Genomic DNA, 13,216 nt, shown 5'->3' on the forward strand with positions numbered 1-13,216 from the left:
TTCTGATCGTCTGGATTAAAGGTATGAACACAAGGCAGGAATACAGCACTCTGGCAATCGAGATAGTCCCGCTGCGAGTGTTGGCCAAGGACGGATTCAGCCTGTCCGCCTACCGCTATCGCGCTTTTGGTGTCGCGAGGGGCAATTTGCTGATGGCGGGTGCAACAGGAGTCTCTCAGAGATTCTATCGACGATTTGCAGAGTTTGCGGCCAGCCAAGGATTCAACGTCCTGACCCTGGACTATCGCGGAGTCGGAGAGTCAAAACCAGCCTCCCTTAAAGGGTTCGAGATGTCCTATCTGGACTGGGCTTATCTTGACCTGGCGGCGGCAGTTGATCTGCTAGGCGAAGAGGCGTTGCCGATCTATTGGGTAGGCCACTCCTTTGGTGGTCACGCCATCGGTTTGCTGCCCAATCATCAGAAGTTGGCGGCGGCGTACACCTTTGGTAGCGGAGCAGGTTGGGCGGGCTGGATGAGCAAGGCTGAAGCGCTGAAGGTCAGGTTTCTCTGGCGCTTCGTTTTGCCCGCCATCGTGAGGTGGAAGGGGTATATGGCCTGGAGTTTGCTCGGCATGGGGGATGATCTCCCACTCGGTGTATACAAGGACTGGAAGCGGTGGTGCGCCTATCCGCACTACTACTTCGACGCCCCCGACATGCAACACCTGGTTGACCTCTATGCGCAGGTGCGCACGCCTTGTGTATTTGCAACGGCGATCGATGACCCATGGGCGCCACCGCAATCGAGAAATGCATTCGTGAAGGCCTACCAGAATGCGCCTTTACTTCGCCGAGATATCACGCCTTCCGCCGAGCTGCCGCAGATTGGTCACATGGGCTATTTCAGGGCGAACGCGCAGCCATTATGGGCGGATGTGCTTCGATGGCTTACTGCTCAGCCAACAGCCACCACTGGGCATTTTGGGGCCAAGTCGTGAGGTCTCTATCCGGGCAGGGCTTTGCCGAAACGCAGGCCACGAATTTCCGTGCTTTGGCAGAAAGCAGGCGCGCTGTTCGCCGGTTCACGTCAGAGCCAGTTCCTGATGGTGTGATCTGGGATTGCCTGCAGACTGCAGTGCTGGCGCCCAGCTCGTGCAACCTGCAGCCATGGTCATTCGAGGTGGTGCGCAATCCACAGTTGCTGCAAAAGCTGCATCCAGTCTGTCTGCGCCAGAGTGCATCAAAGGCACCGCTGCTGATCGCGATCTTAGCGCGCCCTGATACCTGGAAGCAGGCCTGCTCCGACATTCTAGAACACTGGCCAGAACCTTTGATCCCGGAGCGTATTCAGCACTTTTACCAGACCATTGCACCCTTCCAGTACAACCAAGGGCTCTGGGGAGTCCGTGGATTTTTCAAACGCATTCTTCTTCGAGTCTCGGGACTGAGTAACCCTATCATGCGCTCCCCGAATAGCCATGAGGAAATGCGGCTATGGGCAGTCAAGTCTTCGGCTCTAGCTGCTCAGAATTTGATGCTGGCTTTCCAGAGTCATGGGTTTTCGACTTGTCCGATGGAGGGCTTCGACGAGGTCAGGTTGCGTGAAGTCCTACCGATCCCGCAGCAGGCGATTCCCATCATGGTGCTCGCAGTGGGGATGGCCGGTGAGCAGGCGGTCAATAGCCCGAGGCTTCGCTTTCCGCTCGATGCTCACGTGCGGTGGCATTGAGAAATTCACTCATACCCGAGGCAACGCAATGTCCTTGCTATTGCAGCTGCATCTATTCGGCGTCGCCTTTTGGCTGGGCGTCGTGTCGGTCGAGTTTCTTTTGGAGAGAAGCCGTAGTCAAAGCAGAGCCCAGGGCTTCTCGGTGGCTGCGATGCATAGAAAAATCGACTTGATGTTCGAGACGCCGGCGTTTTTGCTGGTGCTGGTGAGCGGCTTGATGCTGGTGGACACCGACCGGTTTTCGGGCCTGTACGCAGTGAAGATCGTGGCAGGCTTGATTGCCGTTGTCGGCAATATCCTCTGCGTAATCCCTGTCCTCCGGCGAAGCAGGGCTGCCGAGATGGATGACCTCACTGACGTCATCAAGCGCTCGCGACAGATCGACTTCATATCACTACTCGCAATTCCCGCCGGCCTGGTTGCGCTAGCCGTCGGCATCCACCTGGCAAGCACTCGATGACGGTAGTACTGCCAGGTATGCGCTCAGTTCCGGAGCGCTTTGGGCTGCCGTCAGGCGGCCCCTTTTTCATCCGCAGGCAGCGCGCTTACTACGGAAGGCTGCAGAGACCTTGCACCGACCAGCCTATTTTCGATTTTCACCAGGGAGGCTAAAGTCCGCCAATGTTGCCCCTGACGAGAGGCAGCTACCGACCCAGGCTGTGTGAAAACGTCGTCCTCGCCTAGAGTTGCTGGAGCAACCTCAGCGGGGCGGCGTATGAAGCGATTCATCGAAGAGACGAGCCGGGCACAAGTCAGCTTGCTTCCCGAATGCCTGGATGACTTCGTCGCCGAAGACAACCCGATCCGCGTGGTCGAAGCCTTCGTCGAGCAACTCGATCTGGTGGCCCTGGAGTTCGATGGGGTCACTCCTGCCGTAACTGGGCGACCGTCCTATCACCCCGCCGTACTGCTGAAGGTCTACATCTACGGTTACCTCAACCGCATTCAATCCAGCCGTCGCCTGGAGCGCGAATGCCAGCGCAACCTCGAGCTGATGTGGCTGACTGGGCGACTGGCTCCGGACTTCAAAACCATTGCCGACTTCCGGCGCGACAACGGCAAAGCCATTCGCAATGTCTGCCGGCAGTTCGTCGTGCTGTGTCGCCAACTCGATTTGTTCTCCCAGTCGCTCGTGGCTATCGACGGCAGCAAATTCAAAGCGGTCAACAACCGTGATCGCAACTTCACCCACGGCAAGTTGCGCGCCCGGATGGAGCAGATTGAAAAAAGCATCGACCGCTATCTGGCAGCGATGGACACCGCCGACCGAACTCAATCCGATGTCGCCGAAGCCAAGGCCAGTCGCCTCCAGGACAAAATCGAGAAACTCCGCCAGCAGATGCAGGCGCTCAAGGAGATGGAGCAGCAGCTACGTGAAGCACCGGATGGGCAAGTCTCGCTCACCGATCCGGATGCACGCTCCATGGCTACCAGCGGCAAAGGCACCGGCGTAGTCGGCTACAACGTGCAGACTGCGGTCGATACCCAGCACCACCTGATCGTTGCGCACGAAGTCACCAACGTCGGCCATGACCGTGCGGCGCTCGCCTCGATGGCCGAGCAGGCTCGAGAGGCCACCGGGTCTGAAAGACTTAGTGTTGTTGCCGATCGAGGCTACTTCAGCGGGGTGGAAATCCTCGCGTGCGAGCAGGCGGGCATTACTCCCTTCGTGCCCAAGCCGATGACCTCCAGCAGCAAGGCTGAAGGGCGTTTTGGTAAACAGGACTTCGTCTACATAGCCGCTGATGATGAGTACCAATGTCCTGCTGGGCAGCGTGCAATCAAGCGCTTCTCGACGGTGGAAGATGGCCTCGAGTTGGATGCTTACTGGAGTTCTGCCTGCCCGAGCTGCCCGATACGCAGCAGCTGCACCACGAGCAGTTATCGCCGACTCAAACGCTGGCGGCACGAGGCGGTGCTGGAGGCCATGCAGCAGCGGCTGGATCGCGAACCCGAGATGATGAGCGTGCGCCGCCAGACCGTGGAGCACCCGTTTGGCACGCTCAAACATTGGATGGGCGCGACGCACTTCCTGACCCGAACACTCCCCCGAGTCAGCACGGAAATGAGCCTGCATGTGCTGGCCTACAACCTCAAGCGGCTGATGAGCATCTTTGGCGTCACCGGTGCAATGGAGGCAATGCGGGCCTGAGGCCGGCCATTTTCCGGCGTCTCTCCACCACAAAAACCGCTGCAGATCGCCTCAGCAGGTACTGGCAGCGGCTAACAGCCTGTGGTCGATCCAGTCGCACGCTCCTTCGGGGCCCAATTCCAAATGCGGTTCTGATGTAAGTACTTCGACGTTTTCACACAGCCTGGACCCATAGCGGACATTCAGGCGCTGGAAAAAGGCGGCCCCCACTAGTACTGGGCAGCCCGTCACCGAATGAGTTTTGTATGATCAGCGAGTTCGGCTGATTTCAGCCTGGAGGGCAGTCAGCTCGCTGGATCGATGACCGCTACGCCACACGAGATGGGTGCGGCTGCGTGCGAATGGCCCGGGGAGGGGAAGGACTCGCACCAGGTGCTCGGCCTGCACTGCTCGCAGGACAGAAAGAGGCATAATAGAGACCCCTGTCCCCGCAGCGACGCAAGCAGTGATCGCGTGATAAGAGGCCAGCTCCAGGACGCGTGCAGGGGCAATCTCGCAGGCAGCCAGCCACCCCTCCATTACGCGTCGATAGGAGCATCCCTCGGAAAAGGCAATGATGGTCGTACCCTGCAGATCTCGGGCGTTGCTCACCGGACTGCTGCGGGACACGATCAACGCCAGTTCTTCGACAAATGCTTCCTGACAATCGAGGCCCAGGGCGTTGAAGGGATCAGCAACGAAAGCGGCCTCGATATCACCCCGATGCACTTTGCTGATCAAGACGTCCGACGATCCTGAAATGAGTTCAAGCAGTACGTCCGGAAAGCGTTCGTGATAGCTCGACAGCAACGGAGGCAATCTGGCTGCTGCCGTGCTTTCGAGTGTTCCTATACGCAACGTGCCTCTCAGAGCTCCGCTGCGAAGGGCGGCCTCAGCCTCCGCAGAAAGGCGCAGCAACTTTTCCGCATACTCGTACAGCAAGTTACCTTCCGTGGTCGGAATCAGCTTGCCCCCAGTACGGTGGAAGAGCTCGACGCCCAGGCGTTGCTCCAGATTCTTCACACGGGTTGTGATGTTGGACTGCACCCTGTTGAGCTGGGCGGCGGCGTTGGTGATGCCGTTGAAGTCCACCACCGCCTTGAATATCTGCAGGGAGTCGAGATCCAGGTTTCTCAAAACAAGAACTCCGTATTTCAATAATTCATTTTTTGAGAATCATACGTCAGCCTAAACTGCCTCTCCATCCACAGGCGACAAGCGATGCAGGAGACTCGGGTGCGAAAAATTGGGCTTATAGGTGGCATGAGCTATGAAGGCTCGGCGGTGTACTACCGCGAACTCAACCAGGCAATCAACCAACGGCTCGGCAAGCTGCATTCTGCGCCTGTACTACTGCACTCCGTCGACTTTCAAGACATTGTCGAGCTGCAGCGATCTGGCCGTTGGGATGAAGCTGGTCGACAGTTGGCAGGTGTAGCCAGAAGCCTGGAACTGGCTGGTGCCGAATGCGTGATGATTTGTGCGGTGACGATGCATCTGGTCGCGGAAGAGGTCGCCGCAGCCACTTCGTTACCTTTCATCCATATCGTCGATGTGATGGCGGATAAGCTTAAAAAAAATGGCTACAACAGGCCCTTGCTGATCGCTACCCGCTACACAATGGAGGGCGACTTCTATCCAGCCCGGATGCGCAACCGTGGGATCGAAGTGATGGTACCGGCGCAGCCAGATCGCGAGCGCATTCATGACATCATTTTTGACGAGCTCAGTTTGGGTAGAATTCTTGAGTCGTCTCGCTCGGCTCTGGTCGAGATTGTAGAGCGCGCAAAGGCAGGGGGAGCTGACTCAGTAATTTTCGGTTGCACCGAGATTTGCTTGATTCTCCATCCAGATCGATTGCCGCTGCCCGGCTTCGACTCCACAGCCACCCACGTTGAAGCCGCAGCGGAATTCGCCCTCGGCGATTGAACTCCCGATAGCACTTCTGGCCACCTGAACGCGAATTCGCGGCAAGGGCAAGCTGAATGGCCAAGCCTCAGGTCTCTCCATGCAAATTCATTCAATCCTGCTGCTGCAGGTAGGTACTCCGCCGGCGGAGATACGCGATGTCCATGGCGATCTCTGCGACTGGTTCAGTCGGCTGCTCGCCGTTCCTCTGGATGAAATGATGGTAGTGCGAGTGTTTGAAGGCGATCCTCTGCCACCACCTGATCCAGATCGAATTGCCATCATCACCGGCTCCTGGGCGATGGTCACAGAACGGCTGCCTTGGAGTGAATTGACGGCTCAATGGATTCGCGATGCCTTGGCTTTGGAAATGCCGTTGTTCGGTGTTTGCTATGGCCACCAACTCATGGCCCACGCCTTGGGTGGTCGAGTCGACTACCACCCTGACGGACGTGAGCTGGGGTGCAAGCGGGTTCTGTTACTGTCGGACGCCAGCGATGATCCGTTGCTGGAAAGCTGTCCCCAATCGTTCTTCGCTCAACTGACGCATGAGCAGAGCGTTCTCGAAGCGCCTCCTGGGGCGACAGTTTTGGCGCGAACGGAGCATGATGGACACCAAATCATTCGCTATGGACGAAACGCGATTTCGGCGCAGTTCCATCCGGAATTCACCCCTGAGATCTTGTCGGCTTGCATCCGGCGTCGGGCGCCGTTGCTCCGATCCGAAGGGTACGATCCTCAGCAGATGATTGATGCCATCGTGCCTGCGCCGGAAGCAGCAGAACTGCTCAGAAGATTTGTGGCGACACATCGTGAGCAGCAAGTATTGAGCTAGGACTCGTCGAGCCGGTTTCCGCTTATGGTCAACAGACGCCCTCCGTGGAGGGCAGCCATTGAACGGGGTCGGTTATCGGAAGGGGAAGGGCAATACCTACAGAGGCGAGCTTGCTCCTCGTAGTTCTTCGCACGAGTTTGAGACCGGGCTCTCTCCTGTGGCGGCCGGTACGTCAAATCATCGGATCCCAGCGCTGTGACCAGTCCGGGTCCTGCGACACCACCTCGCGCAGCAGCTCGAACGCCTGCTGCAGCGCCTGCGAATCGCGGTCCCGCGAATACACCAGATAGGTCGGGTAGCTGAACTCCGGCGCCTTGGGCACCCGGCGCAGCACCTTGCGGTCCAGGTAACTTTGCACCACCCGCGTGCGGAAATAGCCCGAGCCACCGTTCTCCAGGATGTACTGCAACGCCAGCGGGCCGAGGTTGAACGACACCGGCGCCTTGGACAGTTCCGGCAGGGCACTGTCGTGTTGCTGGCGGAAGCCTTCGCCCCAGTCGATGTAGACGTAGGGCTCGGGGTTCTGCGCACGCACCAGGATCAGTTTCTCCTCCAGCAACTGCTCCACCTGCATCCCCGGCCAGTAGGTTGGCTGGTAGACCAGGGCTGCGTCGAGCACCCCCAGCTCCAGCTGGCGCAGCAGGCTGTGGCCGTCGCCGATCTCGGCGCGTACCGCGTGGTCGCCGATTGCCTGGCGGATACGGCTGACCCAGCGCAGCATCAACGGGTTGCACAGGCTCACTTCGCCACCGATGTGCAGCACGTTGTGGATGCCTTCGGGCAACGGCAGGTCGCGCTGGGCCGCCTCCCAGGTCTGCAGGATCTGGTTGGCGTAGGTAACGAAGGCCTCGCCGTCCGGCGTCAGGCGTGCACCGGCGCGGTTACGCACGAACAGCGTGCAGTTGAGATGCGCCTCCAGCTTCTGCACCCGTGCGGTGATCGCGGTCTGGGTGACGTGCATGCGTTCGGCGGCGGCCACGAAGCTGCCGTGGCGGACGATTTCCAGGAAGGTACGGGTGAGGTCGATGTCCATGCGGAGGCTTCTGCGCGATTCAGTCGGCCAGTGTAACGGAAAGGTCGGTCAGCCCAGATGACTGAGCAGGTCGCGTTCCAGGGCGGCGATCAGGTCGGTCTGGGTGATCACGCCTACCAGTTCGCCGCGCTCCAGCACCGGCAAACAGTGCAGACCGTGGTCGGAGAGCAGCGGGATCAACTCCACCGCATGGGTGTCGGCATCCACGTGCAGCACCGGGCTGGTCATCACCTCGCCCAGCAGACGGTCGCGGCGCAGGCCGATGCCGCCGAGCAGTCGCGTCCACCAGACGCCCCTGGGCACCAGGAGGTCGATCAGGCTAACGATGCCCACCAGCCGGCGCTCCTCGTCAAGGATCGGCAAGGCCTTCAGGTGGTGCTTCACCAGCAGGCGCAGGGCGTGACTGAGCGGGGTTTCCGGCGAAGCGCAGATCAGGTCGCGGGACATCACCTCCCGCGCGCGGGTCTCGCCCATGCTGCGGCGCAGGGCATGTCGCTCGGTACTGCGCACCAGGCGTTCCAGGTCGTCGCGGGTGATGTCGATGAAGGAGTCCAGCTCGTCCAGCGCCTGGTCGAGGTCGGCGGCCTGGATGCCGACTCGCGCACCGGGCGCCGGGTCCTGGGTCTGGTGGTTGTCCGGCGCAAAGCTTCGGCGGCGCGGGTAGGGCATGCGCGTGAGGTTGTTGAACAGCAGGGCCAGGAGCACCAGGCAGAGGCCGCCGCTGATGGCCGGCAGCGGCGCCATCCAGCTGGGCTCGCCGGGCAGCGGCGAGGCGAACACCATGCAGAAGGCCAGCGCGCCGCCCGGCGGATGCAGGCAGCGCAGTGGGTACATCAGCAGCAGGCTAAGCCCAAGGGCGAGGGCCGCGCTGGCGATGCCGGCGGGTAGCCATAAACCGATCAGCAGCGCTACCAGTGATGCGCACAGGTAGCTGCCGATCACCGACCAGGGCTGGGCCAGGGCGCCGGAGGAAACGGCGAACAGCAGCACTGCCGAAGCAGCCCAGGTTCCGGCGAAGTGCAGGGCCACCGCGGAGCCGAACAGCAGGCCGCAGGTGGCGGCACTGAGCAGGAAGCCCAGGCTGGCGCCTAGCGAGGCGCGCAGCCATTCGCGCGGGCGGGTGTGGGGAATGTCTGGCAGGTACGCGGCGGCGCGGTGCCGCCAGCCGGTGAGGGCGGGCATCGGTAGGTCCGTGGAGCGAAGTTTGAAAAAAACGGGCTCTCGCGGGGAAGAGCCCTGCAAGGTGCCAACATCGGCACTCGGGGAGGCCCCGTCCATGGGGCTGGGAAACCAGAAGGCTGGAAAACAGGAGCGCTGGAGATCAGGCGCGCATTCGGTACGGTGGTGGTGGTTCCGGCAGGGGCTGGACGATCCGCTCGCAGTGCCGGCCGGTGGCCGCGCTCATGCGCCGCGCGGCATTCGGGTCGTCGGCGAAGGGCAGCAGCGCCGCTTGTTCGCCGTCGCTGCGGCAGGTCCGCCAGCAGGCGGCTGTACAGGCGATCAGGCCGATCAGGCTCAGCAGCATCGTCGAGTCCTCAGGCCGCAGCCGCTGCAAGGTTCGACACCGGCTTGCCGGAGCGCACTGTGGCCCAGGTGTTCCACGCCATCAGCAGCATGCCGCTGGCGAAGGTGGAACCGCCGATCAGCCGCACGATGTAGCCCGGATGGCTGGCAGCCAGCGCTTCGACAAAGGAGTAGGTCAGCGTGCCGTCCTCGTTCACCGCGCGCCACATCAGGCCCTGGGTGATGCCGTTGACCCACATCGAGGCGATGTACAGCACGGTGCCGATGGTAGCGAGCCAGAAGTGCGCGTTGATCAGCCCGACGCTGTGCATCTGCTCGCGGCCGTAGAGCTTGGGAATCATGTGGTAGAGCGCGCCGATGGAGATCATCGCCACCCAGCCCAGGGCGCCGGCATGCACGTGGCCGATGGTCCAGTCGGTGTAGTGCGACAGCGAGTTCACCGTCTTGATCGCCATCATCGGTCCTTCAAAGGTCGACATGCCGTAGAAGGCCAGCGACACCACAAGGAAACGCAGGATCGGGTCGGTGCGCAACTTATGCCAGGCACCCGAGAGGGTCATCATGCCGTTGATCATGCCGCCCCAACTGGGCGCCAGGAGGATCAGCGACATCACCATGCCCAGGCTCTGCGCCCAGTCGGGCAAGGCGGTGTAGTGCAGGTGGTGCGGGCCGGCCCAGATATACAGGGTGATGATCGCCCAGAAGTGCACGATGGACAGGCGATAGGAGTAGATCGGCCGCTCGGCCTGCTTGGGCACGTAGTAGTACATCATCCCGAGGAATCCCACCGAGAGGATGAAGCCCACCACGCTGTGGCCGTACCACCACTGGATCATTGCGTCGGTGGCGCCCGAGTAGATCGGGTAGGACTTGAGCAGCGTCACCGGAATCGCCAGGTGATTGACCACGTGGACCATCCCGGTGACCACGATGAAGGCACCGTAGAACCAGTTGCCGACGTAGATGTGGCGCACCTTGCGGCGGGCGATAGTGCCGAAGAACAGGTAGGCGTACACCAGCCAGAGGAAGGTCACCCAGACGGCGATGGGCCACTCCATCTCGGCGTATTCCTTGGACGTGGTGATGCCCAGCGGGTAGCTCACCAGCATCGACACCAGGCTCGCCTGCCAGCCCCAGAACAGCAGGTTGGCCAGGCTGTCGGAGATGATCCGCACGCGGCAGGTGCGTTGCACCACGTAGAAGGAGGTGGCGAACAGCGCGCTGCCGCCGAAGGCGAAGATCACCAGGTTGGTGTGGATCGGCCGGATGCGCCCGAAGCTGGTCCAGGGCATCTCCAGGCTCAGTTGCGGCCATACCAGTTGGGCGGCGATGAACACGCCCATGAGCATCCCGAGGATGCCCCAGCCCAGGGTGGTGAGGGTGAAGCGGCGAACGATGTCGTAGTTGTATTCGGCGTCGCGGGAGGTGTGCTGATCGAGGGGTATCGCGCTGTCCATCTTGATTCCGTCGTACTCCGGTTGACTGACGGCTCCCTGCCCGCACGAATGCGGCAAGGCGAACTAGGCAGTTAGGAGGCAATTCGCCGCAGGGAGCCCGATCAGTCTGAACAGACGCGATGGATGCAACAAACGAATAATAATGCTGCATAAGTGCAGTAACTTTGATCTTAAGGTGGGGTGTTGGCATGCGGCGGCTCTGCAATGCCTTGTCCGGGATCAACGCCGACGAGCGACGCAGCGGAAATGAAGAGGTACAGCGCAAGCTGGATGCATTCGAGAAATTGCAGCGTCAGTGCAATTCAATTCATTTAAAACCGCTTCATGAGGCAGTCTAGGATGGGCTCTCGCCAAGACCTGGAGGGCTTCATGTCCGACGAACTGATTGACTGGTTGCAGACGCTGATGCGCGCCGAGCGTGCCGGTGCGCGGGTGATGCTCGACAGCCTGCGGCAGGCCGAGGAGTTGGTGGCACGTAATCGCCTGGAGCATCTGCATCAGGGCGAGGCGGAAAGCTGCCGGCGCCTGCGTCGATGCCTGGAACGCCTTGGTGTCACGCCCGATACCGGCGTCGGTGACTTCCACGCCAGCGCCATGGCCATTGATGACCTGGAACTGCGCTTCGACTTCATTGGTCGCGGCCAGCGCTGGGTCGCCCGGCAGATAACCCAGCGCCTGCCGGAGATCGACGAGCCCTGGCTGCGCGAGGAGTTGGAGGCGGTGTTGCGGTTGCATCGGTGAATGGAGCGCTGAGGTTATCCGCGATGCCTTTCGGGATCGTCTCGCGGCGAAAACCAACAATGCTGAACATGGTGCGCGTTACATCGCTGCGTGCCTTTCCAGGCTGCTGCCCCGACCAGTTGAAGCGATAGCCGAAATCCGACTCGCTCAGAAAGAACGTACTGCCGGGCTGGCCAGGTCCTGCAAGTAGGTGAGGTCGCACAGCAGCCATTGCCGGAGTCGCCCCTGGATGCGTCCGGCCTGCTGCCAATCGGACAGCAACCGGCTGAGTGATTCCGGGCGAATACCCAGGTGTGTGGCGAGCTGGCGCTGACTGATCGGCAGGTTGAGACGCTCGCCTTGGCGACGGTGCAGGCCGAGCAGATAGGCGGCCAGACGCTGGGAGGCGGAACTCGCCGTCAGCCAGTCGACCTCGTTCACCTGGCGGTAGAGGCGCAAGCTGAGGTTTTCCAGCATGCGCATGGCCAGCGGCGGATGATTCTCGCAGGCCTTGCGCAGCGCGTTGCGGCTCAGTCGGAAGAACTCGCCGCTGCCCTGGCTGCGGGCGTTCATCGGGTAGCGGCCGTGAGGCATGAACATGGCCGCTTCAGCGATCAACTGACCTTCGCGGAACAGGTGGAAGACGCGCTCCTCGCCATCGCAGGTGAAGCGCAGCATTTCCACACAGCCACGCCGTACCAGCAGGAAATGCTCGGCAGGATCGCCTTCGCGGAACAACAGCCTGCCGGCTTCAGCGCGGAGCAAGGTTGCCGACTCACACAATCCGGCCATGAGGGCGTCCGGCAGGTCGGCGAACTGGGGGAGGGCGCCCAACAATCGCAGGCATTCACCACGATCTGGCGCGAACTTAACATTTGTCATTCGTGATGAGCGTGCGGGCTGCAATGATTTGCGAATGAAGATAAGACTTATTCGCATATCAATCAATCGGAGGCTACCGCGCCTCTTCCTTTCACTTGCACTGGTCGCCGGCACCTGCCTGGCGTCCCCGGCCGGCATGGCCCGGGAAAAGGTTTTGCGGTTGGGTGGCCCCGGCGCGGTGGTCAGCTTTCCGCTGCTGCACATGGTGGAAACCAATGCCCTGGCGGAGTACGCCGAGCGCGTCGAATTCCACCTCTGGCAGAACCCCGACCAGCTGCGCGTGCTGCTGGCCAAGAACGAACTCGACTACAGCGCTGTCCCGGTGAACCTGCCGGCGCTGATGGCTGGGCGCGGGCAGCACGTGCGGCTGCTCAACGTCTCGGTGTGGGGAATCATCTGGCTGGTGAGCCGCGACCCTCAGGTGAAAGGCTTCGCCGACCTGGCCGGCAAGGACGTGGTGCTGCCTTTCCAGCGCGATCTGCCGGCGATCCTGATCGATGAGCTGTTGCTCAGCCATGGCCTGAAGCCGGGCAAGGACCTGACGCTGCGCCCGGTCCGCGACGGCCAGGACGCCCAGGCGCTGCTGCTGGCCGGTCGCGCCGATCACGCCCTGCTGGTGGAGCCGGCGGTGTCCCTGCTGCTTTGGCGCAACCGCAGCAAGGGTGGGGCGCCGCTCTACCGTGTGCAAAGTCTGGAGAGCGCCTGGAAGCAGGCCTTCCCTCAACAGCCTGAACTGCCTCAGGCAGGACTGATGAGCAGCCCGCAGCGCGCCGAGGACGGCGAGTTGGCGCGCGCCGTGGAGGCCGCCTATGCCGAGTCCGCCCGCTGGTGCAGTACGCAGCCGCGGGACTGCGCGGAGCTGGTGCATCGGCACCTGCCGCACTTGCCGGTGGAGGCGGTCGAGGAGTCCATCCGCGTCACGCGCCTGGACAGTGTTGCCGCCAGCGTCGCACGCGGGCCTCTGGAGGCGCTGTTCGGCCTGATCGCCGAACGTCATCCGCAGGCCATCGGTGGCTCCATGCCACTTGCCAGCTTCTATGGGCCGTGAGATGAGTCG

14 protein-coding genes are annotated in these 13,216 nt (G+C 61.5%); 8 read left to right on the plus strand and 6 right to left on the minus strand.

Going from position 1 to position 13,216, the window contains the following annotated elements; all coding sequences use genetic code 11:
* Nucleotides 1-23 precede the first annotated feature (23 nt).
* The 4 genes from ACKI1H_RS16675 (at nt 24) to ACKI1H_RS16690 (ending at nt 3,821) form a co-directional block, all read left to right on the plus strand.
* The gene (locus ACKI1H_RS16675; protein WP_440465637.1) at nt 24-938 is read left to right on the plus strand and encodes an alpha/beta hydrolase family protein; all 915 of its coding nucleotides are present in this window, start codon (nt 24-26) and stop codon (nt 936-938) included.
* Complete coding sequence (locus tag ACKI1H_RS16680) at nt 884-1,669, plus strand: nitroreductase family protein (protein WP_440465638.1); 786 nt, start codon at nt 884-886, stop codon at nt 1,667-1,669. The genes ACKI1H_RS16675 and ACKI1H_RS16680 overlap by 55 nt, the downstream gene beginning before the upstream one ends.
* Nucleotides 1,670-1,697: 28 nt before the next feature.
* Nucleotides 1,698-2,129, plus strand: a complete 432-nt coding sequence (locus ACKI1H_RS16685; RefSeq protein ID WP_440465639.1) for a hypothetical protein — start codon at nt 1,698-1,700, stop codon at nt 2,127-2,129.
* Between the two features lie 255 nt (nt 2,130-2,384).
* Complete coding sequence (locus ACKI1H_RS16690; RefSeq protein ID WP_440465640.1) at nt 2,385-3,821, plus strand: IS1182 family transposase; 1,437 nt, start codon at nt 2,385-2,387, stop codon at nt 3,819-3,821.
* A 249-nt stretch (nt 3,822-4,070) separates the two neighbouring features.
* Here the strand turns inward: ACKI1H_RS16690 and ACKI1H_RS16695 are convergent, their stop codons facing one another.
* Nucleotides 4,071-4,937, minus strand: coding sequence for a LysR family transcriptional regulator (locus ACKI1H_RS16695; protein WP_440465641.1), 867 nt, complete (start codon nt 4,935-4,937; stop codon nt 4,071-4,073).
* A gap of 84 nt (nt 4,938-5,021) precedes the next feature.
* Here ACKI1H_RS16695 and ACKI1H_RS16700 point away from each other — a divergent pair, with 84 nt between their 5' ends.
* Together ACKI1H_RS16700 and ACKI1H_RS16705 are read left to right on the plus strand one after the other, a co-directional pair.
* Nucleotides 5,022-5,729: an aspartate/glutamate racemase family protein gene (locus tag ACKI1H_RS16700; RefSeq protein ID WP_037005818.1), complete on the plus strand. Its 708-nt coding sequence runs from the start codon at nt 5,022-5,024 to the stop codon at nt 5,727-5,729.
* 79 nt (nt 5,730-5,808) lie between these two features.
* Entirely contained in the window at nt 5,809-6,543 is a 735-nt protein-coding gene (locus ACKI1H_RS16705) for a glutamine amidotransferase (RefSeq protein WP_017516354.1), read from the plus strand.
* A 172-nt stretch (nt 6,544-6,715) separates the two neighbouring features.
* On the opposite strand, the gene ACKI1H_RS16710 is transcribed toward ACKI1H_RS16705, so the two are convergent.
* The 4 genes from ACKI1H_RS16710 to ccoN form a co-directional block, all read right to left on the minus strand.
* Nucleotides 6,716-7,576: a LysR family transcriptional regulator gene (locus ACKI1H_RS16710; RefSeq protein WP_017516353.1), complete on the minus strand. Its 861-nt coding sequence runs from the start codon at nt 7,574-7,576 to the stop codon at nt 6,716-6,718.
* Between the two features lie 48 nt (nt 7,577-7,624).
* The gene (locus ACKI1H_RS16715) at nt 7,625-8,758 is read right to left on the minus strand and encodes an HPP family protein (RefSeq protein WP_440465642.1); all 1,134 of its coding nucleotides are present in this window, start codon (nt 8,756-8,758) and stop codon (nt 7,625-7,627) included.
* A gap of 139 nt (nt 8,759-8,897) precedes the next feature.
* Nucleotides 8,898-9,101 carry a hypothetical protein gene (locus tag ACKI1H_RS16720; RefSeq protein ID WP_440465643.1) on the minus strand — a complete coding sequence of 68 codons (204 nt, stop codon included), beginning with the start codon at nt 9,099-9,101 and terminating at the stop codon, nt 8,898-8,900.
* 10 nt (nt 9,102-9,111) lie between these two features.
* Complete coding sequence (ccoN, locus tag ACKI1H_RS16725) at nt 9,112-10,557, minus strand: cytochrome-c oxidase, cbb3-type subunit I (protein WP_024767233.1); 1,446 nt, start codon at nt 10,555-10,557, stop codon at nt 9,112-9,114.
* A 369-nt stretch (nt 10,558-10,926) separates the two neighbouring features.
* On the opposite strand from ccoN, the gene ACKI1H_RS16730 reads away from it, so the two are divergent.
* A complete protein-coding gene (locus tag ACKI1H_RS16730; protein ID WP_037007937.1) occupies nt 10,927-11,298 on the plus strand; it encodes a DUF6306 domain-containing protein in 372 nt (123 codons plus the stop codon).
* A 147-nt stretch (nt 11,299-11,445) separates the two neighbouring features.
* Here ACKI1H_RS16730 and ACKI1H_RS16735 read toward each other — a convergent pair whose 3' ends face one another.
* A complete protein-coding gene (locus ACKI1H_RS16735) occupies nt 11,446-12,069 on the minus strand; it encodes a Crp/Fnr family transcriptional regulator (RefSeq protein ID WP_235376442.1) in 624 nt (207 codons plus the stop codon).
* Nucleotides 12,070-12,313: 244 nt separating this feature from the next.
* Between ACKI1H_RS16735 and ACKI1H_RS16740 the strand changes: the two genes are divergently transcribed.
* Nucleotides 12,314-13,207 (plus strand): ABC transporter substrate-binding protein, encoded by an 894-nt coding sequence (locus ACKI1H_RS16740; RefSeq protein WP_252858427.1) that lies wholly within the window; start codon nt 12,314-12,316, stop codon nt 13,205-13,207.
* Nucleotides 13,208-13,216: the final 9 nt, after the last annotated feature.

It is taken from the genome of Pseudomonas sp. YH-1, from assembly GCF_051990045.1.
Taxonomy (GTDB): domain Bacteria; phylum Pseudomonadota; class Gammaproteobacteria; order Pseudomonadales; family Pseudomonadaceae; genus Pseudomonas; species Pseudomonas nicosulfuronedens.